Source organism: Prescottella sp. D32 (assembly GCF_037287305.1).
Classification (GTDB): Bacteria; Actinomycetota; Actinomycetes; order Mycobacteriales; family Mycobacteriaceae; genus Prescottella; species Prescottella equi.
Map to the genome: position 1 here is coordinate 695,580 of NZ_JARBSW010000001.1, position 24,596 is coordinate 720,175.

1 protein-coding gene is annotated in these 24,596 nt (G+C 71.1%); it reads left to right on the forward strand.

Annotation, left to right across the window (positions count from 1 at the left end):
* Positions 1–171: 171 nt before the first annotated feature.
* Positions 172–24,594 (forward strand): non-ribosomal peptide synthase/polyketide synthase, encoded by a 24,423-nt coding sequence (locus tag PSS76_RS03260; protein WP_337455843.1) that lies wholly within the window; start codon positions 172–174, stop codon positions 24,592–24,594.
* The last annotated feature ends 2 nt before the right edge of the window (positions 24,595–24,596 follow it).

Here is a 24,596-nt window from a genome sequence, read left to right on the forward strand (position 1 = left end):
GATCTGGACCGCACTGCGAGGCGGGCGGATACTGCACATAAGGCGCTGCTCGTCGTAGGACGGCTTCCGCCCGAGGGAGTTCTCGTCAGACGACGGTGGCGCGAGCCACCGTGGCGAAGCGAACCTCCTTGGGGGCGATACGTGGATTCACCCGAACCTCCCGATCCTCACATGACCGGCGTCGAGGCGTACCCGCGCCGGTTCCCACTGTCGGAGGCGCAGCGCGCGCTGTGGTTCGCGCAGCAACTCGCGCCCGACGTCCCCTTGTTCATCGCGCAGTACGTCGACATCCACGGCCCCCTCGACATCGACCGGCTACGGGCGGCGAACGTGCGTGCGGCCCACGAGTTCGAATCCCCGTTCCTGCGGGTCGTGACCGTCGACGGTGATCCGATGCAGTACGTCGACCCCGCCCGGGACACGTCGATCGAGCTGGTGGACCTCCGGGCCCACATCGACCCCGTGGCAGCGGCGCACGTGTGGATGCAGCGCGAGATCGCCACTCCGGTCGACCTGTCGGTGGACCGTCTCGTCCAGACCGTCATCCTCGAGGTGGGCGATCGACATTTCTTGTGGTACAGCAGAAGTCACCACATCGCACTCGACGGCTACGGCGCGGCGACCATGCTCTACCGCATCGCCCACCTGTACACCGCCGCGGTGGAGGGACGCGAACCGGATCCGTCGGCCGCGACCGATCTGAGATCCCTCCACGACATCGACGAGCGTTATCGGGCGTCGGATAGACACGATACGGACCGGGCGTACTGGGCGCACCGACTGGACGGCGTCCGCGGCGTGACGCTCGTGGGTGCCGGTGCGCCCGCGGTGGCCGAAAGTCGGCTCGTGACATCGCCGTTGTCGAACCGGGCGATGCGTAGGCTCGAACGGTCCGAGGACGGACAGGGGCCGGACGCCTCGGCCGCGGCGCGCATCATCGCCGCGTTCGCCTGTTTCCTGAGTCGCACGACGGGAAGCCGCGACGTGGTCGTGGACATCCCCGTCTCGGCGCGCACCACGGCCGTACTGCGGCGGTCGGGCGGGATGACCGTCAACCTGGTGCCTATCCGGGTCGAGATGCGCGACGACGACACCGTCGGCGCCCTCGTCGGCCGGGCGCAGGTCGAACTGGTTGCAGCGCTGCGACATCAACGGTGCAGTCGCGCCGACATCCAGCGCGATCTCGGAACGGATCTCACGGCGCCGATCGTCAACGTGATGTTCTTCCATCCCGAGATCGTGATGGATTCGCTGGAGACGGAGTTCCACATCATCACCTCCGGTCCGGTGGACGATCTGCTGGTCAACGTCTACCAATCCGGCACGCCGGTAAGAACGTTCGTCGACTTCCGGGCCAACCCGAATCGGTACACGGCAGAGATCGAGGCCTCCCACCACCGGCGCTTCCTGGACTTCCTGGAACGATTCGTCGCCGCGGATCCGCAGCGGTCGCTCGCGGAGGTGCACCTGGGCGCCGCCCCGGCCCCCACATCGGCCTCCCCGACGCCACTCTCCGTCCGGTCGGAGCAACCCGCGCCGTCCGAGCAGCGTGAACCGGACGTGGAGGACGCCACCGAACAGGTGATCGTGGACGTCTTCACCGAGGTTCTGCACGCGAACCGCCCAGTTCGGCCGGAAGACAGCTTCTTCGATCTCGGCGGCGACTCGCTGGTGGCCACCAAGGTCGTGGCCCGGTTGAACGCGGCCCTCGGGGTGACGCTGACGGTGCGCGATCTGTTCGAGGCACCCACCGCGCACCGCCTCGCGGGGCACGTCGGCGCGTCGAGGGAGACGGACGGAGCGACGGACGCGCCGGTGCCGATCCTGCCACTCGCGCGCCCGGATCGACCGGCGCGACTGCCGCTCTCACCGGCGCAGCAGCGGATGTGGTTCGTCAACCAGCTCGACACGGGTTCGCCGGTGTACAACATCGCGTTCGCGGTGACCTTGACCGGACAGCTCGATGTCGCGGCACTGCGCGCTGCGATCGGTGACGTCGTCGAGCGTCACGAGGCGCTGCGCACGGTGTTCCCGGTGGATGCCGAAGGCCCCCACCAGGTGATCGTTCCCGCCGAGTCGGCCGTGCCGGACGTGACACCGGCGGCCGCGGAACGGCACGAGGCATGGGGGCAGATTCGCCGAGTGTCGGTGGCGGGATTCGATGTTCGGGAAGAACCTCCACTGCGCGTGCAGCTGTTCCGGCTCGGGCCGGAGGAACACGTACTGGCGGTGGTCGTGCACCACATCGCGGCGGACGGGCAGTCCGTGTCGCCGCTGGCGCGCGACGTCATGGTCGCGTACGCCGCGCGGCGGGCGGGCGGTCCACCCCGTTGGACCCCGCTGCCGGTTCAGTACGCCGATTACGCGCTGTGGCAACGCGACATGCTCGGCGACGAGCGCGCCGGCCGGTCGGTCGCCGCCCGCCAGCTGCAGTACTGGACGGCCCGGTTGGCGGACCTTCCGCCTGCCATCGCGCTGCCGCACGATCGCCCACGCTCCGCGACGATGACGACCCGCGGGGCAACGGTCACGCTCGACGTCGGCGCGGACACGCACCGGCGACTGCTCGACCTGGGGCGCGAGTGCGACTGCACGCTGTTCATGGTGCTCCATGCCGCGTTCGCGGCGCTGCTGGCGCGCCTCGGAGCGGGGCGGGACGTCGCGATCGGCACCCCGGTGGCGGGACGGACGGTCCCGGAACTCGACGAGTCGGTGGGCATGTTCGTCAATACTCTGGTGCTGCGCACCGACGTCGACCCGGCGTCCACGTTCGTCGAACTGCTGGCGGGTGTCCGCGACATCGACCTGGCGGCCCTCGCCAACGCGGACTTGCCGTTCGAGCGCCTCGTCGAGGAACTGGCGACCGACCGCTCACCGGCGCACGCCCCGCTCGTCCAGGTGCTGTTGGAACTGCAGACGGCCGTGACCACCACGGTGGAGTTGCCGGGCGTGGTCGCCGACGTGCGCGAGATCGACACCGGCGTCGCGAAGTTCGAACTGCAGTTGAGTGTGCGGGAACAGGTCGACCGGGACGGGCATCCACAGGGTCTTTCGCTGGCACTGCATTTCGCACGTGATCTGTTCGAGCACGCGACCATCACGGGCGCCGGCCGGCGTCTGCACCGCATTCTCGACGCGATCGCCGCGGACGGCGACGTCGTGGTCGGAGATCTCGAGATCACCGACGCGCCCGAACGTGCACTGTCGAGGCTGGCGCCGGACACACTCGGCGCACCGGCGACTCTCCCCGACCTGCTGGCCCGGGCGGTTGCGGCGCACCCGGAGGCGGTCGCCGTCGTCGCGGGCGCGTCCCGGCTGACGTATCGGGAGCTGGCCGACCGAACGAACCGTCTGTCCCGCTGGCTGATCGAGCGCGGAATCGGGCCGGAGTCGCGGGTGGCCGTGGCGATGACGAGGTCGGTGGACCTGCCGGTCGCCCTCGCCGCGGTCGTCGGCGCGGGGGCCGCCTACGTACCCGTCGACATCGAGTACCCGGACGAGCGCGTCGCCTTCCTGCTCTCCGATGCCCGACCGGCGTGCGTCCTCGTCGATGCCGCCGGTGCGCACCGGTTGTCGTCGGTCCCCACCGCCGTCCCGCTCGTCGATCTCGGCGCCGACGCTGTCGGAGCCGCGATCGCCGAGATGCCCTCGAACCCGGTCACCGACGACGACCGGACGGTGCGGTTGCGACCGGACGCAGCCGCGTACGTCATCTACACGTCCGGCTCCACGGGACGACCCAAGGGGGTCGCGGTGGCGCACCGCAGCGTGGTCACCTTGTTCGAGCGCACGCGGCCGCTCTTCCGGTTCGACGCATCGGACGTGTGGACGATGTTCCATTCGTACGCATTCGATTTCGCGGTGTGGGAAATGTGGGGCGCGCTGCTGCACGGCGCGACCGTCGTGGTGGTCGATCGCGACACGGCCCGATCGCCGCGCGACTTCCTCGCCCTGTTGCGCGACGAGGGCGTGACCGTCCTGAGTCAGACCCCGGGCGCGTTCGGGCAACTGGTCGAAGCGGTGACGAGGGGAGACGCCGGCGAACCCGCACTGCGGCTGCGGCACGTGATATTCGGTGGTGAGGTGCTGGATCCCGGGCAACTGTCGGGGTGGTTCGAGCGTCGGGGTGACACCCACCCGCTGCTGACGAACATGTACGGGATCACCGAGACGTGTGTGCACGTCACCCACTGCCCGGTGAGCGCGGCGTCCGCGTCGCACGCGATCGCGGGCGCGATCGGGAACCCGCTGCCGGGCATGGCGGTCCGCGTACTCGACGAGCGGCTGCATCCCGCGCCGCCCGGCGTGGTGGGTGAACTGTACGTCGCCGGTGCCCAGCTGGCACGCGGCTACCTGGACCGGCCCGGGCTTACCGCGGGCCGGTTCGTGGCGGATCCCTTCGGCGCCGGCACCCGGATGTACCGGACGGGGGACCTGGGCGCGTGGAGGGCCGACGGGACGCTGCGGTTCGCGGGGCGCGCCGACGCGCAGGTCCAGGTCCGTGGCTACCGTGTGGAACTCGGAGAGGTGGAGTCGGTCCTCGCCGCGGTGCCCGGGGTGGGCTCGGCCGTCGCGGTCGCCTCCGACGCGGCATCCGGCAGCGTCCGGATCCTCGGCTACGTGGTGGCGTCCGACGGGGTGCGGGTGGATCCGGGCGCGGTGCGCGAGGCCGCGGCGCGCACGCTGCCGGGCTACATGGTGCCGTCGGTGGTCACGGTCCTCGAACATCTGCCGATCACGGCGCACGGCAAACTCGACCGCACGGCGCTGCCCGCTCCCGAGGACACCGATCGTGTGCTTGTGGCGCCCCGTGACCCCGTCGAGGAATCCGTGGCGGCGGCGGTCCGCGGTCTGCTCGGGCTCGAACAGGTCGGTGTCGACGACGATTTCTTCGTGCTCGGCGGGAACTCCTTGGTGGCAGCACAATTGGCGTCCCGCGTCGGTGACGCGACAGGTGTCGACGTCGGGATCCGGGACGTGTTCGACGCACCCACCGTCGCGGGGCTGGCACGCCGGGTCTCGGGGACGGACGCGGGCCCACGAGCTCGTCCGCCCCTCGTCGCGCGACCCCGCCCCCCACGGATTCCGCTCTCGCCCGCGCAGCAACGGATCTGGTTCGTCAACCAGTTCGACACGGACTCGGCGGCGTACAACATCTCACTTTCCCTGAAACTGTCGGGACCGCTCGATCGGGACGCGCTCGACGAGGCGATCGGTGACGTGGTGGCGCGGCACGAGTCGCTGCGCACGGTCTACCCGCTCGACGACGCCGGTCCCCGGCAGGAGGTGCTGCCCCCCGATCGGACCGGCCTCGGAATCGATCGCGCGGACGTCGACGACGAGGCCGACCTGCAGCAGCGGATGCGGGCCCTGATGTCGCGGGGCTTCGACGTCTCGGCGCAGGTGCCGCTACGCGCCGGTCTCTTCCGACTCGGCGACACCGAGCACGTGCTGACCGTGGTCCTGCATCACATCCTGGCCGACGGCTTCTCGCTGGGCGTGCTGGCACGCGACCTCGTGACGGCTTATGCGACGCGGACCGCTTCGGGCGTACCGTCGCGGACCCCGCGCCCCGTGCAGTACGCGGATTACGCACTGTGGCAGTCGGAGTGGCTGGGGGACGCCGACGACCCGGCCTCGCTGCTCGCCCGCCAGCTGGACTATTGGACGACGACCCTGGCGGATCTTCCCGCGGTGCTGGACCTGCCGTGCGATCGCGCCCGTCCCGACGTGCGCTCACAGCAGGGCGGCCGCGTCGAGTTCGAACTCCCCGCGCAGCTGCACGCACGCATCGTCGAACTCGCGCGCGCACACGACGCGAGCGTATTCATGGTGATGCACGCCGCGCTCGCCGTCCTGCTGGCCCGTCTCGGCGGCACCGAGGACGTCACCGTCGGCACCCCGATCGCGGGCCGGGGCGCGGCCGCGCTCGACGACATGGTGGGGATGTTCGTCAACACGCTCGTCCTGCGGTGCGCCGTCGGCGGCAGCTGTTCGTTCGCGGAGCTCCTACATCGGGTCCGGGAGGCCGACCTGGGTGCGTTCATGCACGCCGACGCGCCGTTCGAGCGGGTGGTCGACGCGGTGGATCCGCCCCGGTCCACCACGCATTCACCGCTGTTCCAGGTGCTGCTCGAGTTCCGCACGATCGCGCGCCCGGACGTGCAACTTCCCGGTGTTCGGGTGCGCACCGTCGAATCCGACTACGACATCGCCAATTTCGACCTCCAGGTGAGCGTGGCGGAGGAGTTCGACACCGACGGCGCCGCCGCGGGCATGACGGCCGGAATCGTGTTCGCGACCGACATCTTCGACGCCCGGACGGTGCGCGGGTTCGCCGACCGGCTGCTGCGGATACTGCAGGCGGTGACGGCGTCCGCCGATACCGCCGTCGGGGACATCGAACTGCTCGAACCCGCCGAACATGCCGTGCTGGCACCGGTCCGGGGCCTGCCGGCGATCGAGCCGCGTACCCTGCCGAACCTGCTGTCGGCCGCGGCCGACAGGGATCCGAGGCGGCCCGCGCTCCGGTTCGAGGGCGCCGACGTCACCTACGGCGAGCTCGACCGGATATCCGACGAACTGGCCCGCACACTGATCGACGAGGGGATCGGTCCCGGCGCCGTGGTGGCGCTGGGCATGCCGCGGTCCCTCGACTACCTCGTCGGCGTATGGGCGGTCGCGAAGTCCGGCGCAGCCTTCCTGCCGGTCGACCCGGCGCATCCCCCGGACCGCATCGAGCTGATGCTGCGCGACTCGGGTGCGGTGCTCGGACTCACCACGGCGGAGCTGCGGGACTCGTTCGTCGACATCGTCCCGTGGCGAGCGGTCGACGAGAACGTCTCCGCGGCAATAGATCCGACCGGGCCGATAAGCGACGACGAGCGTACGGCACCGCTGCGGGTCGACGACGTCGCCTACCTGATCTACACCTCGGGGTCCACCGGCGTCCCCAAGGGCGTCGCCGTCACGCACCGGGGACTGGCGAACTTCGCTGCCGACCTCCACGAGCGGTGTGGGACCGCACCCGACTCGCGGATCCTGCAGCTCACCTCACCCAGTTTCGACGTGTCGGTCCTCGAACTGCTGCTCGCGGTCGGCGTCGGAGCCACGCTGGTGATCGCCCCGCCCACCGTCTACGGCGGTGAGGAGCTGCGTCGGCTGCTGGCGTCCGAGCAGGTGACGCACTGCATCATGACACCGACCGCGCTGGCGATGACACCGACGGGCGCCGATTCCGACGGTGCGGCCGAGCTCGACCGCCTGACGTGTGTGCTCGCGGCCGGTGAAGCGCTGCCGCCCGACGTCGTCGCCCGCTGGGCGCGCGGCCGCACGATGATCGACGCCTACGGCCCCACCGAGACCACCGTGATCGGGACGGCGAGCGCGGGGCTGGAACCGGGCGATGCCGTGACGATCGGCGGACCCATCCGAGGCTTCCACGCCCTCGTCCTCGACGATCGGCTCAGGCCCGTCCCGGTCGGCACACCCGGCGAGCTGTACCTGGCCGGGCCCGGGCTGGCCCGTGGCTACCATCGTCGGCCCGCGCTGACGTCGGCCCGCTTCGTGGCCGACCCGAGCGGAGAACCCGGCGAGCGCATGTACCGCACCGGGGACCGGGTGCGGTGGACCGACGTCGGCACACTGGAGTACTTCGGCCGCGGCGATCGACAGATCAAGCTGCACGGTCACCGGATCGAACTCGGCGAGATCGAGGCGGTGCTGACGCAGCATCCGGCCGTGGCACACGTGGTCGCCGACGTCCGTGGCGTGGGTCGTCTCGGTGACCGGTTGGTGGCGTACGTGGTCCCGGCGGCGGGCGCCGACGTCGACACCGCACGGTTGCACGACATCGTTGCCGCCCGATTGCCGTCGTACATGGTGCCGCGCCACATCACGGTGCTGGCACGGATCCCGATGACCGTGCACGGCAAGCTCGACCGCGCGGCGTTGCCGGAGCCGGCGGTCGGCGCCGAGGTGTCGGCGACCCGTCCGCCCGCGACCCCCGCCGAGACGGCCCTCGTGCGTGTCTTCGCGGATGTGCTGGGCTTGGAGACGGTCGGGGTCGAGGACTCCTTCTTCGATCTCGGTGGCGACAGCATCATGTCGATCCAGCTCGTGGCACGGGCGAAGGCGGCCGGGCTGTCCGTGACACCGCGGGACGTGTTCGATCGCCGAACCGTCGCGGCCCTCGCGGCGGTCGCGATGTCCGACGGCGCAGCGGGCGAGTCCCTTGCCGAGCTCGACGGGGGCGGCGTCGGCGATGTACCGCTCACTCCGATCCTGGCGTGGCTGGTGCGGCGCACCGGTCGCAGGATCGGCCGCTTCGCGCAATCGGTGCTGCTGAACCTCCCGGACGGGGTGCGGGAGTCGGACCTGCTCGCGGCCGCGCAGGCGGTCCTGGACCGCCACGACATGCTTCGTGCCCGCCTCGACCACGACGAGTCCGGTTGGCGGACCGAGGTTCTCCCGATCGGGGCCGTCGATGCCCGGGACGTCGTCTCCCGATACCCGGTACGGGACTTCGAGGACGGGTTCGCACGTCTCGCGGAGGCGGAACTGCAGGCGTCCGCCGATCGACTGGATCCCGCGGCGGGCAGCATGATCCGGCTCGTCTGGTTCGACGGACCGGACGGAAGCGGTCGCCTGCTCGTCGTCGTTCACCACACCGTGGTCGACGGGGTGTCGTGGCGGGTGATCGTGCCCGATCTCGCCGCGGCGTGGGCCCAGTCGGTCGACGGGCGCCGACCCGAACTGGACCCGGTCGGCACGTCGATGCGCAGGTGGGCGTACGCCCTTCGCGACACCGTCTCCGACCGGATGAACGAACTGTCCCTGTGGGAGGACGTCGTCGGCGGTGCCGATCCACCGATCGGCCGGCGCCACCCGGACCCGGATCGGGACGTACACGCGACGACGGACACGGTGCTCGTCGACGCCCCGGTCTCCGACACCGCGCTACTGCTGACGAGTCTGCCCACCGCGATTCACGGCTCCGCCCAGGACGTGCTGCTCGCCGCAATCGCATTGGCCGTCGCACGGTGGACGACGCTGCGCGGTCCGGGCGACGACGCCGTGCTGCTCGGCGTCGAGGGGCACGGTCGCGAGGAGGACGCGGTACCCGGCGCCGACCTGAGCCGGACGGTGGGCTGGTTCACCACCATTCGCCCGGTGCGGCCGGATCTTTCGGGGATCGACCTCGACGACGCGTGGGCCGGTGGGCCTGCCGCGGGGGCGGCCGTCAAACTCGTCAAGGAACACCTACGGTCCGCTCCCCACCACGGCATCGGTTACGGGATGCTCACCGAACTCGACGGCGACGCGGGTCGTCGCCTGCGGTCGTCGCCGCAGATCATGCTGAACTATCTGGGCCGGCTCACCGTCGCGGACGGCCCCGCCTCCGGACCGGGTCCGTGGATGCCGGTGCAGGCCGGGGGTCTCGGCCTCACCCAGGACCCCGACATGCCGGTGTCCGCGGCCCTCGACATCTCCGCCGGGGTGCGCGCACGACCCGACGGCGGCGCGCTGCAGGCGTCGTGGACGTATCCGACGGGAGTGCTCGACCGGGCAGACGTCCAGCAGCTCGCCGAGCTGTGGCTGGAGGCGTTGCACGCGCTCGCCGGGTACGCCCGCACCCCCGGCGCCGGGGGACTGACGCCGTCGGATCTGGATCTCGTCGAGCTCGATCAGAGTGGGATCGACGCGTTGGAGGCGACACGGCCCCGGCTGGCCGACGTGTGGCCGGTGACGCCGCTGCAGGCGGGGCTGTTGTTCCACGCACACCTGGCGGAGGACGCGCCCGACACGGACGCGTACCTGATCCAACTGGTGATCGAGCTGCGGGGCGAGCCGGCGCGTGAGCGACTCCGGGATGCGGCGCGCAGCCTGCTCGACCGCTACCCCAACCTGCGCGCCGGTTTCGTCGAAGACGTCGGCGGCGAGACGATCCAGGTGATCGAATCCGACGTCACGGTGCCGTGGCGCGAAGTCGACCTGTCGGGTGAGACGCCCGCGGACGTCGAGTCTCGTTGGCAGGCGCTGGCGGCCGAGGACCGCGCCACACCGTTCGCGATGGACCGTCCGCCGCTGCTGCGTTTCACACTGGTGCGCGTCGGGCACGGGTCGTACCGGTTGCTGCTGACGCATCACCACATCCTCCTCGACGGTTGGTCGACACCGCTTCTGCTGCAACGGTTGCTGATGCAGTACGCGGCGGAACCCGACGTGACCGCGCCGTTCCCGGCCGGCGATTACCGCGACTATCTCGCGTGGCTCGCGATACGTGACCGCGATGCGTCGGTCGCGGCCTGGTGCCGAGCGCTCGACGGCGTCGCGGACCCGACGCTGCTCGTCGCGCCGGACGCGCCGGAGACCGCCGGTGCGTCAGACGATCTCGACCTGGTTCTGAGCGACTCCGACACGGCCGCTCTGACGCGTGTCGCCCGTGATCACGGCGTCACCCCCAACACCGTCGTCCAGGTCGCGTGGGCGCTCGTGCTCGGAGTCCTCACCGGGCGAACGGACGTGGTCTTCGGGGCGACGGTGTCCGGTAGGCATGCGGACGTTCCCGGGATCGAGTCGATGATCGGTCTGCTCGTCAACACGGTTCCGGTTCGGGTGCGCACGGATTCACGTGAAACCGTGGGGGAGTTGCTTCGTCGTGTGCAACGCGAGCAGGCGGCGCTGATGGAACACCACGATGTCGCACTCGCGGACGTGCAGCAGGCGGCAGGACCGGGCGCAGTCTTCGACACCCTCACGGTGTTCGAGTCGTATCCGATCGACCGCTCCGGCCTCGAGCGCGGCGCCGACATCGCCGGCCTGAGCGTCACCGCGGTGCGCGGGATCGACGCCACCCACTACCCCGTGACGTTGCGAGCCGCGCTCACCGACCGGTTGCACCTGACGGTGAAGTACCGGTCCGGCGTGGTCGACCGGGCGGACGCCGAACTGCTGCGCGCTCGCGTGCAGGCGGCGCTCGATGTGGTGACCCACCACCACGACCGGACGATCGCCCGTGTCGATCTGTCGACACCGGCCGAGCGGAAGGAATGGCTGCCGAGCGGCGGCCCGGCGGCGGCGCCCGCGCTGCTCCCGCAGCTCCTCGCATCCGGGGCCGTCGCGAACCCGGACGGGCTCGCGGTCACCGCCGCCGACGGATCCCTCACGTACCGGGAGCTCGACGAGCGCTCGAACCGTCTCGCGCGGTCACTGGTCCGCGCGGGTGCGGGTCCCGGCGCGGTCGTGGCGTGCGCCCTGCCGCGCTCGGCCGTGTCGGTGCAGGCGATGTGGGCGGTCGCGAAGTCGGGAGCCGCCTTCCTCCCGGTCGACCCCGCGTATCCGCGCGAACGTATCGAGAACATGCTCGCGGATGCCGACGTGGGCGTCGGAGTGACGTCGGCGGCGGATCGGCGCCACCTCCCGGACACCGTGCGCTGGATACTGCTCGACGACCCGGCGACCGTCGGGGGAGGCGAGTCGACGGACGCCGTCACCGACCGGGACCGGACCGCTCCGATCCACGTCGACGACGTCGCCTACCTGATCTACACGTCCGGATCGACCGGACGTCCCAAGGGGGTTGCGGTCACTCACCGCGGCCTGACGAGTCTGGTCGACGAGATGCACTCGCGCTACCCGATCTCGCAGGACGCGCGGTGCCTGCACGTCTGTTCACCGAGCTTCGACTTCGCGGTGCTGGAGCTGCTGCAGGCGGGTGCGGTGGGCGCCGCACTCGTGGTCGCGCCGCCCGACGTGTACGGCGGAGCCGCGCTCGCCGACCTCCTCGTCGCGCAGCAGATCACCCACATGTGCATCACGCCGGCGGCGCTCGCGACGGTCGAACCCGGCCGATTCGACGATCTGGCCGTCCTCGTGGTCGGCGGCGACGCCGTCGGAACGGAACTCGTCGCCGGCTGGGCCACGGGGCGCACGATGATCGACGGCTACGGACCGGCGGAGTCGACCATCGTCACGACGTTCAGCGCACCGCTGGTTCCCGGCGCCGACGTCCCGATCGGGACGCCCGTCCGCGGGACCGGCGTGCTGGTGCTCGACGAGTACCTGCGTCCCGTCCCGCCCGGGGTGCCCGGCGAACTGTACGTCGTCGGTGCCGGTCTCGCCCGCGGCTATCACAGGCGGCCGGGATTGACCGCCGCCCGATTCGTGGCCTGCCCCCGCGGGGCGGCCGGGGCACGCATGTACCGCACGGGTGACATCGTGCGTCGCCGCCCCGACGGCGCCCTCGACTATCTGGGGCGCAGCGACTTCCAGGTGAAGGTGCGCGGACTCAGGATCGAACTCGGCGAGATCGAGGCGGTGCTGGTGGCCCACCCGGCGGTGGCCCACTCGGTGACGGTGGCGCGCCGCCGCGGCGCCGGCGATTCGCTTCTCGCGTCGTACGTCGTGCCGGCGACCGACGACGGAATCGACGTGACGGAACTGACGGAGTTCGCGGCGCGCCGACTGCCGCGGCACATGCTGCCGAACGCGATCGTGGTCCTCGGCGAGCTGCCCGTCACCCCGGTCGGCAAGCTCGACCGCGACGCGCTTCCCGAACCCGACTTCGGCCGCCCGACCGCGCCCTACCGGGCGCCGCGCACTCCCGCGGAGAAGCAGGTGGTGGGGGTCTTCGCCGAAATCACCGGTGCCGCTCGGGTGGGCCTGGACGACAACTTCTTCGGGCTCGGTGGCAACTCGCTCGGCGCGACGCGCGTGGTCGCCCGGATCAACCGGGCACTCGGCTCCGGGCTCGACGTACGCGACCTCTTCGAGTGCGGCACCGCGGGACGGCTCGCGGAGCGCGCGGCGCAGCGCACGCGTGCCGAGTCGCCCGCCGGACTGCGCGGCGGGGTACGCCCGGAGCGTCCGCCGCTGTCGTGGGCGCAGGAGCGGATGTGGTTCGTCGATCAGTTCGATCCCACGTCGGCCGCCTACAACGTGCCGATGGTGTTGCGGCTCACGGGCACGCTCGACACCCGGGCCCTGCGCGCCGCACTGACCGATGTCGTGGAACGACAGGAGTCGTTGCGCACGGTCTTCCCGTCGGGCCCGTCGGGGCCTTCGCAGGTGACCGTCGCGGCCACGGACGTCGTCGGAGATCTCGAAGCCGAGCCGGTGCGGCACCAGGATCTCGACGCCCGCATCGGGGACCTGCTGCGGGCGGGATTCGATGTGGCGAACGAGGTTCCGGTCCGGGCCCGCATTCTCCGCCTCGACCCGGAGGTGCACGTTCTGGTCCTCGTGCTGCACCACATCGTCGCGGACGGCTTCTCGATCGCGCCTCTGGCCCGAGATGTCGCGGTGGCCTATGCGGCGCGGGTCGCCGGCCGACCACCCGGCTGGGAGCCGTTGACCGTGCAGTACGCGGACTTCGCGCTGTGGCAGCGCCGCGTCCTGGGCGATCCCGACGACCCGTCGTCGATGCTCGCCCGCGAGGAGGCGTACTGGCTCGACCGGCTCGCGGGCGCACCGCCGGTGACGACGCTGCCGTTGGATCGCCCGCGGGGCGCCCGCCGATCGACGCGCGGCGGACGTGTCGAGCTCTCGGTGGGCCCGGACGTGCACCGCGCGCTGTCCGACATTGCGGAACAACACGATTCGACGACGTTCATGGTGGTGCACACCGCGTTGGCGGTGCTGCTCGCGCGGATCGGCCAGGACCGCGACGTGGTGATCGGCACGCCCGTGGCCGGACGTGGCGAGGCCGAACTGGACGACGTCGTCGGCATGTTCGTCAACACGCTGGCGTTGCGCACCGAGATCGACCCGGCGGCGGCCTTCGGGGCCGTCCTCACCCGGGTGCGCGACGTCGACGTCGAGGCCTTCGCCCATGCGGACCTGCCGTTCGAGCGGCTCGTCGTGCGGTCCGGTGCGGAACGGACCACGTCGTACGCGCCGCTGTTCCAGGTGCTGCTCGAGTTCCGGAACGTCGAGGCGCCCCGCCTCGAGTTGCCGGGGCTGACGGTGGAGGCCGTCGGCATCGAGGCGCGGGAAGCGAAGTTCGACCTGCAGTTCGGGATCGGCGAGCAACACGACGAGCGTGGCGCGCCGGCCGGCCTGCGCGGCGAGATCGTCTACGCGACCGACATTTTCGACGAGTCCACGGCGGCCGGCCTGGCCGGCATGCTGTCCCGGTTGTTCACGGCGGTCGCGGGGGACCCGGGCATCGCGGTCGGTGACATAGGACTGATCGACGCACCCGCACCGGTCGCCGTGCCCGTGACGGCGGAGGGCACTCTGGCGGATCTGTTCGGCGCGGCCGCCGCCGCGGACCCGGACGCCGTGGCCGTCGTGTGCGGGGACGAGCGGATCACCTATCGCGACCTCGATGCGCATTCGAACCGGTTCGCCCGCTGGCTGATCGAACGGGGCATCGGGCCCGAGTCGGTGGTAGCGGTGGCGATGGAACGGACGGTGGACCTCGTCGCAGCACTCGCGGGCATCGTCCGGGCGGGGGCGGCGTATCTTCCGGTGGACCCGGGCTACCCGCCCGAGCGCATCGGATTCGTGATCCGGGACGCGGGAGCGCGGACGCTGCTCACCGACGCCGGATCGGCGGCCGGGCTCTCGGACGTCCCGCTTCCCGAGCACACCGAGATCGTCGGTCTGGATGCCGAGGACGTCCGGCAGCGGATCGACGGCCGACCGTCGGGGCCCGTCGCCGACCACGAGCGTGTTCGCCGGCTGCACCCGGACTCACCCGCCTACGTCATCTACACGTCCGGCTCGACCGGACGCCCCAAAGGCGTCGTCGTCACCCATCGAAACGTCGTGACGCTGCTGTCCGGGGCGCGCGACGTCATCGGTTTCGACGCGTCCGACGTGTGGACGCTGTTCCATTCCTATGCCTTCGACTTCGCGGTGTGGGAACTGTGGGGTGCCCTCGGATTCGGTGGCCGGGTCGTCGTCGTGGACGGGCACACCGCGCGAGCACCCGACGACTTCCTCGCGTTGCTGGCGGCGGAATCGGTGACACTGCTCAGCCAGACGCCCTCGGCCTTCGGTCAACTCGCGCGCGCAGAAGCCGATTCGGATCGTCCCCTCGCCCTCCGCCGGGTGGTGTTCGGTGGCGAGGCACTCGACGCCACACGACTCGCGGACTGGGTGGCGCGCCGCGGTGCCGACCGCCCCGCGCTGATCAACATGTACGGGATCACCGAGACGTGCGTGCACGTCACGTGGCACCCTGTCGATGCCGCCGAGGTCGATTCCTCCCGGACCGTCGGATCGGTGATCGGCGTCGGACTACCGGGAATCGGCGTGCGTGTCCTCGACGACCGGCTGCACCCGGTACCGGTCGGTGTGGTGGGCGAGCTGTACGTGGCGGGCCCTCAGGTGGCGCGGGGCTACCTGCACCGCCCGGACCTCACGGCCTCGCGGTTCGTCCCGGATCCGTGCGCGCCGTCGCGGCGGATGTACCGCTCGGGTGACCGGGTGCGGTGGACCCGGTCGGGCGATCTCGAGTACATAGGGCGCGCGGACTTCCAGGTGCAGGTGCGGGGGTTCCGGGTGGAGCCGGGCGAGGTGGAGGCCGCACTGACCGCGGTGCCCGGTGTCGCGGCGGCGGTGGTCCTGGCCCGCGCCGAGTCCGCGGGCGCCGATCGTCTGCTCGGGTACGTCGTCCCGGAACCGGGGCAGACCGTGACTGCCGAGACGGTGACCGACGCAGTGGCGCAGCGGTTGCCGTCGTACATGGTGCCGTCCACGGTGACGGTGCTCGGCGAGTTCCCGCTCACCTCGAACGGCAAGATCGACCGCGCGGCGCTTCCGGACCCGCGGCCGGTGGGCGGCGAGGGCCGCCCGCCCGCCACCGATGTCGAGCGGATCCTGACCGATCTGTTCGCGGATGTCCTGGGCGCCGAGTCGGTGGGTGTCGACGACTCCTTCTTCGGGCTCGGCGGCGACTCGATCATGTCCATCCAGTTGGTGTCTCGCGCCAAGGCCGCCGGCGTGACGATCACCCCGCGCGACGTGTTCGAGTGCCGCACCGTCGCCCGTCTCGCGGACGTCGCCGCGCAGCTCGACCGGCCCCGCGTCGAACTACTACCCGAATTACCCGGCGGCGGTGTCGGCGACGTCGCCACCACACCCGTCGTGCACTGGCTGGCAGAGCGCTCCGGTGACTTCCACCGGTACGCACAGTCATTGGTGCTCGACGTGCCGGTCGACCTCGATCCGGACGCGCTGGCCACCGCCGTGGACGCGGTGCTCGACCGGCACGACATGTTGCGTGCGCAGTTGCGGCACGACGACCGCTCGCGCACGGGTAGGCGCCTGACGGTGCGTCCTCCGGGAGCGGTCGACGGACGCTCGGTGATGCGCACGGTGGCCGTCCCGACGGTGCAGGGCTCCGCGTTCACCGAGGCGGCGCGGGTGGCGCTGGAGGAGGCTGCCGATCGGCTGGACCCGTTCTCCGGGAGCATCATCCAGATCGTGCGCCTCACCGCGCCCGACGGCGCTCGGCTCCTCGTCGTCGTGCATCATCTCGCGGTCGACGGAGTGTCGTGGCGGATTCTGATCCCGGATCTGGTGGCCGCGTACACCGGGGCTGTCGCGGGCCGGGACCCTGACCTCGCGCCGGTCGGCACGTCGATGCGGACGTGGGCGGACGGGCTCGTGACGGCCGCGCAGGACCGCGTCGACGAGCTCGAGCTGTGGCGGTCGATGACCGAACCGGTGGGGCCGAGTCTCGCGGCCCGGCAACTGGATCCGAACGTCGACGTCGGTGCCACCACCGATCGGGTCGAGATCGCACTGTCGGCCGAGGTCACCCGCGCACTCACGACAACCGTGCCGCGCGTGTTCCACGGCTCCGTCGACGACGGCCTGGTCAGCGCGTTGGCGCTCGCGGTGGCGCAGTGGCGGCGGGAACGTGGCGTCGACGTCGATGCCGTGGCCGTCACCCTCGAGGGACACGGCCGCGAGGATCACGTGGTACCCGGCGCCGACCTCTCCCGCACGGTCGGCTGGTTCACCACGCTCCATCCCGTGCGATTCGACCTGTCGGACACCGACCTCGATGCGGCGACGACGGGCGGCCCGGCGTCCGACACCGTCGTCAAGGCCGTGAAGGAAACGATGCGCTCGATTCCCGACCACGGCATCGGTTTCGGGCTGCTCCGGTACCTGAACGACGAGACCCGGCCGGTGTTGTCCGCCCGCCCGGTACCGGAGATCAGCTTCAACTACCTCGGCAGATTCGACACCGGTGCGGGCGGTGCGTGGCTACCGGTCGAGGACGCCGAGCTGCGGGGAGTGGCCACACCCGAGCTGTCGGCGCCCGCGGTGGTCGACGTCAACGCTGCCGCGGTGTCGGGACCGGACGGCCCCCGGATCACCGCGACGTGGGACTTTCCGCGCGGGCTCCTCAACCGCGGTGAGGTGGAGCGGCTGGCGCAGTGGTGGGAACGCGCGGCCGAGGCGATCGCGGGGCGCGCGGGCACACCGGGCGCCGGTGGATTCACCCCCACCGACCTGGACCTGGTCGCGTTGGATCAGGGGGCGATCGAGGTCCTCGAGGACCGCTACCCGGAACTGTCCGATGTGTGGCCGCTGTCCCCGATGCAGCGCGGCATGATGTTCCACTCGGAACTCTCGGCCGACGCCGCCGACGCCTACCTGGTGCAGTTGGTCCTCGAACTCGACGGCGCCGTGGAGGTTCCGCGGCTGCAGCGTGCCGCGCACGCGCTGCTCGGGCGGCACGCGAACCTGCGGACGGCCTTCGTCCGCACGCCGGGTGGCGACGCCGTACAGGTGGTGCAGGGTGCGGTGGACGTGCCGTGGAGCGAGATCGACCTCCGCGAACACAGCGAGCCGGAGGCCGCCGCGCGAATGCGTGAGCTGCTCGGCGCGGACCGCGCGACGGCATTCGACCTCTCGCACGCACCGTTGCTGCGAATCACGCTGGTGCACATGCCCGGCGGTGCCGAACGCCTGGTCGTCACCAACCACCACATCCTGTTCGACGGTTGGTCGACGCCGCTGCTGCTCGAGGACCTGTTCGCGCTCTACGCGGCGGACGGCGACCCGTCGGGGCTCTCCACACCGACCTCGTACCGCCGCTACCTGCACTGGCTCACCACCCGTGACGATTCGGCGACGTTGCGGGCGTGGACCGACGCGATCGCCGGCGCCGCCGAACCGACGCTGCTTGCCGACCGATCGGCGGCCACCGACCGGTACGTCGAGTCCCGCGATCTACCCTTCCGGCTCGATGCCGACCTGACCGCTCGGCTGCGCGTTCGCGCCCAGGACCGGGGGATCACCCTCAGCACCGTCGTGCAGACCGCGTGGGGAATCGTGCTCGGCCTCCTGACCGGTCGCGACGACGTCGTCTTCGGCGCGACCGTCTCCGGCCGGCCGCCGGACCTCGCGGGCGTCGAGACGGCCGTCGGCCTGTTCATCAACACCGTCCCGGTCCGGATCCGGCTGGATCCGTACGAGAGTCTCGGTGATCTCCTCGCGCGGATCCAGACCGAGCAGACGGCGATGCTCGATCACCACCACGCCGGACTCGAAGCCGTGCAGCGGGCTGCCGGTCCCGGCGCGGTCTTCGACACGCTGACGGTCTTCGAGTCGTATCCCCTGCGTGACGCCGACGGTTCGGGCACGGAGATCGCCGGTCTACGGGTCGTCGGTATCGACGCACGCGACTCGGCGCACTATCCGCTGAGCGTGGTCGCGGCAGTGCGCGACGGACTCAACGTGACCATGAAGTTCCGACCCGACGTGCTCCCGGAGTCGGAGGTCGCTGCCATTGCCCAGCGCCTACTGCGGGTGCTGCGTTTCCTCGCCGACGAGCCGGACCGCCGCGTCGCCGCGCTCGACTTCCTCTCGGAGGCCGAGCATCGTGCTCTCGTTCCGATGTGTACGGGACCCGGCGCCGCGCCGCGCACGCTCGCCGCGATATTCGACGCCGCCGCAGCCCGCGACGGCGAGGCGCTCGCGCTCGTCGGCGACGGCCGGGAGGTGACGTACGGGGACCTCGACCGGCGCTCCAACCGGCTGGCCCGCCACCTGTCCCATCTCGGGATCGGCCCGGAATCGATGGTTGTGCTGGGGATTGCACGATCGTTCGAGTCGGTACTCGCGGTGTGGGCGGTGGCGCGGTCGGGGGCCGCCTTCGTGCCTATCGACCCCGACTATCCGCCGGAGCGGGTGGCGACCATGCTTGCCGATTCCGGCGCGACGGTCGGTGTCACGACCCGGGAACACCGGTCCCGGTTGCCGGACACGTTGCAGTGGCTGGTGCTCGACGATCCGGGTTTCGAGCGCGCGTACGAGACGTGGCCGGCCGACGCCGTCAGCGACGCCGATCGCACCGCACCCCTGCTACTCGACAACGTCGCCTACCTGATCTACACGTCCGGCTCGACGGGACGACCGAAAGCCGTCTCGGTCACGCACCGGGGTCTCGGCAACTACGCCGACGTGCAACGTGATCGCTGCGGGCTGTCCCCGGACGCGCGGACCCTGCACTTCTCGTCACCGAGTTTCGATGTGTCGGTGGTCGAGTACCTGCTGTGCTTCGCGGTGGGCGCGACGATGGTGATCGTCCCCCGAACCGTGTACGGGGGAAGCGAACTGACGGCGGTTCTGCGCAAACGGCGTGTCACGCACGCGTTCATCACCCCGGCGGCGCTCGCGTCGGTGGATCCCTCCGGCCTCGACGACCTCGAGTGCGTCCTGGTCGGCGGCGAGTCCTGGTCGCCGGAACTGGTGGAGGACTGGCTGCCGCAGTGCCGGATCCTGAATGCGTACGGCCCCACCGAGACCACCATGGTCGTCAACCTCGAGGAGTCCGCCGCGGATCGGCCGGCCGAGCATTCCCTCGGCCCGCCCATCCCCGGAGTCACCGAGACCGTGCTCGACTCCTGCCTGCGTCCGGTGCCTGCGGGGATCGCCGGCGACGTCTACATCGCGGGGCCCGGACTGGCCCGTGGCTACCACCGACGGCCCGGACTGACCGCGGCCCGGTTCGTCGCCGACCCGTACGGCGCTCCGGGCGACCGCATGTACCGGACCGGAGATGTCGGAGCGTGGCGGCCCGACGGAAAGCTGGAGTATCGCGGGCGCAGCGACTTCCAGGTGAAGGTCCGTGGCTTCCGGATCGAACTGGGGGAGATCGACGCCGTCCTCACCGGGCATCCCGATGTGCGGTTCGCCGCCACCCTCGGGCGCCGCGGGCCGGCGGGCGACACCATGCTGGTGAGCTACGTCGTCGCGCGCGACGGCCATCACGTACACGTCGACGAGCTGAGGCGACACCTCGCCGAGCGGGTGCCGGAGTACATGGTCCCGACCGCGACAGTCGTGCTCGACGACATCCCCCTCACCCCGGTCGGCAAGCTCGATCGGCGGGCGCTGCCCGAACCGGAGTTCGGTCTCGCCGCAACGACCTTCCAGGCCCCGACCGACCCCGTGGAGGAAGCGATCACGGGGGCCTTCGCGGAGGTTCTCGGACTGGGTCGCGTGGGAACCGGCGACAACTTCTTCGACCTCGGCGGCAACTCGCTGTCCGCGACCCGCGCGGTGGCACGACTCGACGCGTCACTGGGCGTCGACCTCGGCGTGCGGGCGCTGTTCGAGGCCCCCACCGCGGCCGCGCTTGCCGAGCGGATCGAGCACGCCGACACCGGGCCGTCGGGCCGTCCCGTGCTCGAGGTGATGCCGCGCCCCGCGGAGATCCCGTTGTCGGCGGCGCAGCAGCGGATGTGGTTCATCAACCAGTTCGACCCGTCCTCTCCCGCGTACAACGTGCCGATGGCGGTGCGCCTGACCGGGGCTCTCGACTCGTCGGCGTTGCGTGCGGCCGTCGGCGACGTCCTCACCCGGCACGAGGCGTTGCGCACGCGCTTTCCGGTCGGCGCCGCCGGCCCGATCCAGGACGTCCGCCCGGCCGCCGAGGTCACGATCGACCTCGAGCCGGTGGCGGTCTCGGGCGACGACGAGCTGACGGTCCGCACGCGCGCGATCATCGCGACGGGATTCGACGTGACGGAGCGAGTTCCGGTCGACGGCGGACTGTTCGAGTTGGCTCCGGACCTGCATGTCCTGGTCCTCGTTGCGCACCACATCGTGATCGACGGGCTGTCGCTGGGGCCGCTGTCGCGCGATCTGATGCAGGCGTACGTCGCACGGACCGCCGGTCGGCCTCCGGACTGGGATCCGCTGCCCGTCCAGTACGCCGACTACACACTGTGGCAGCGGGCGCTCCTGGGCGACGAGAACGATCCGGGCTCCCTCCGGTCCCGCCAGCTCGCCTACTGGACCGAGACGCTGTCGGGCGCGCCGGACCTGTTGGGGTTGCCGAGCGATCGTCCTCGGCCGATCCAGCAGTCCTTCCGCGGCGACCGGGTCGAGTTCGCGCTCGATCCCGGGTTGCACCGCCGGCTCCTGACGTTCGCACGCGATCACGGCTCGAGCCTGTTCATGACGATTCACGCGGCCCTGGCGGTGCTGCTCGCCCGGTTGGGGGACACCGATGACATCGTGGTCGGCACCCCCGTCGCGGGCCGTGGAGAGCGGGACCTCGACGATCTCGTCGGAATGTTCGTCGGGACCCTCGCACTCCGCACGAGAGTCGATGCGCGGCGATCGTTCTCGGAGCTTCTCGAGTCGGTGCGCAACGTCGATCTCGGTGCCTTCGCGCACGCCGACGTGCCGTTCGAGCGTGTCGTGGAGGAACTCGACCCCGCCCGTTCGACTGCGTATTCGCCGCTGTTCCAGGTCGCCCTGGAGTTCCAGAACGACGAGAGCGCTGGCGTCGAGCTGTCCGGGTTGCGGCTCGAGGGCGTGTCGATCGGCGCCGGAATGGTCAAGGAGGACCTCGAGTTCGTGCTCGGTGAGCGGTTCGACGGTGTCGGAGAGCCCGCAGGGATCTCCGGTGTCGTGGCGTTCGCGACCGACCTGTTCGATCGGGAGACCGTGCAGGGCTTCGCCGATCGTTTCGTGCGAATCGTCGAGGCCGCCTCGTCCGATCCGGAACGGCCCGTCGGTGATATCGGGATCCTGCACCCGTACGAACTGGCCGGGTTGGCGCCCGCGCGCGGCGCCCCGGACGCGCCGCCCCTGCTCCTGCCCGATCTGCTCGCCTCGGCCGCGCGCAATCCCGATGCCCTCGCAGTGGTGTGCGACGGCCGCGAGCTGACGTACCGGCAGCTCGACGAGGGGGCGAATCGGTTGGCTCGCCACCTGATCGCGATGGGAGCCGGGCCGGAAGGGTACGTCGCGCTGGGCCTGTCTCGATCGGTGCCGTCGGTGCTCGCGGTGTGGGCGGTGGCCAGGACGGGCGCGGCCTTCGTGCCGGTGGACCCGAACTATCCCGCGGAGCGCATAGCGCGGATGCTCGCCGACTGCGGTGCCACAGTGGGTGTCACGGTGCGATCGTGCCGGGAGCGAGTCCCCGGCTCGTTCGACTGGGTGGTGCTGGACGACCCGGACGTCGCGGAGGCCGTCGCGGCCGAGCCGGCCACCCCGATCTCGGACGCCGACCGGAGGCGTCCCCTGCGTGCCGACCACCCCGCCTACCTGATCTACACGTCCGGTTCGACCGGTACGCCGAAGGGTGTCGTGCTGACCCATCGGGGTCTGGCCGACCTGGCTGCCGAGGAGCGGGATCGGCTCCTGGTGACGCCGACGGCGCGGACACTGCACTTCGCTTCGCCGAGTTTCGACGCGTCGGTGTTCGAGACGGTGATGGCACTCAGTGCGGGAGCGACGATGGTCGTCGTGCCCCCGGACATCTACGGCGGCACCGAGTTCGCCGAGATCCTCGCCACCGGCGGGGTGACGCACGGGTTCGTCACGCCGACCACGTTGGCCTCACTGGATCCGATGGGCCTCGAGAGCCTGCGGACGCTCGTGGTGGCGGGGGAGCCGTGTCCGCCGGAGTTGGTGCGGCGCTGGGCGCCGGGGCGCACCATGCTCAACGCGTACGGCCCGACGGAGACGACGATCATGGCGAACATCAGCGCGCCGATGAGCCCGCACCGGCCGGTGACGCTGGGCGGCCCGATCCGGGGTGTCCGCGAGGTCGTGCTCGACTCCCGCCTGCACCCGGTGCCCCGCGGGGTGGTCGGGGAACTCTACGTCGCCGGATCGGCGCTCGCGCGCGGCTACCATCGCCGTCCGGGAACCACGGCCGCCCGCTTCGTCGCGGACCCGTTCGGCGCTGCCGGAGACCGGCTCTACCGGACCGGTGACCTGGTGCGCTGGCGGACCGACGACACACTCGAGTACGTGGGCCGCAGCGACTTCCAGGTGAAAGTGCGCGGCTTCCGGATCGAGCCGGGGGAGATCGACACCGTTCTGGCGGCGCAGCCGGGCGTGGGATTCGCGGTCACGCTTGCCCGGCGGGGGCCGGCCGGCAACATGCTGCTGTGCTCGTACGTGTGTCCCACCGTCGACGCGCACGTGGACCCGGACGAGATGCGCCGCGCCGTCGCCCGTCACCTGCCGGCGCACATGGTGCCGTCGGCCGTCACGGTTCTCGATCGCGTTCCGCTCACGCCGACCGGCAAACTCGATCGCGATGCCCTGCCGCCCCCGGCCTTCCTGGCGGCGCCCGCGGTGTACCGGGAGCCGCAGGGCCCGGTCGAGACGGCTGTGGTCGACGCGTTCGCAGACGTCCTCGGAGTCGAGCGAATCGGCATGGACGACAGCTTCTTCGACCTCGGCGGAACCTCGTTGCTCGCGACCGGACTCGTCGCGGATCTGAGTGCGCGGATGGGCACGCGAGTGTCGCTGCAGGCGCTGTTCCTGAATCCGACGCCCGCGGGTCTGGCGCGCCGCCTCGAGACCTCGGCGCCGGACGACGTCGGAGCCGCCCTCGCACCGGTGATCACACTCCGGGCGGAGGGGGACGGCCGGCCGCTGTTCTGCGTGCACCCGGGAATCGGATTGTCCTGGGGCTATGCGGGTCTCGTGAGATTCCTGCCGCCGGAACGGCCCGTGTTCGGTCTGCAGCTCCCGGGCATCTCCGGGGGACCGCAGTACGCGTCCGTGGAGGCACTCGCCGCGAGCTACGTCGACGAGATCGAGGCCATCGCGCCGGACGCCGCGTGCGATCTGCTCGGCTGGTCGTTGGGCGGTGTGCTGGCGCACGCGATGGCCGTCGAGCTGCAGCGGCGCGGGCGGCCCGTCGGTGCTCTGGCCGTGATGGACAGCTACCCCGACGACGGAACCGCTCCGCTGCTCGGGCGTCTCGACCTCGCCGACCTGCTGCGCGGATTGGGACTCGAAGTCACCGCGTCGGATCTCACCTACGACGACGCCGCGCGAATGATCGACGCGCACTTCGGAACCGCCGGCGGCATCACCGGGGCGCACCTCGAGCGGATCGACGACGGCTATGCGAACTCGCGACTGCTGGTGCACCGCTACGTGCCGCAGGTGTACGACGGCGATCTGCTGGTGTTCCCGGCCCTCGGCGACGGTGACGGGGACCGGCGATCTGCGCAGGAATGGCGCCCGCTGGTCACCGGCGACATCGACGAGCACCCCGTCGACTGCGGGCACAACGACATGGTCGAGGGCGAGTCGCTCGCGGTGATCGGGCCGGCGCTGGCCGCATACCTGGATCGGCGGGACTGAGC

Coding starts and splice junctions, on each gene's coding strand:
- PSS76_RS03260 (WP_337455843.1), top strand. CDS start 172: ATGACCGGCGTCGAGGCGTACCCGCGCCGGTTCCCACTGTCGGAGGCG.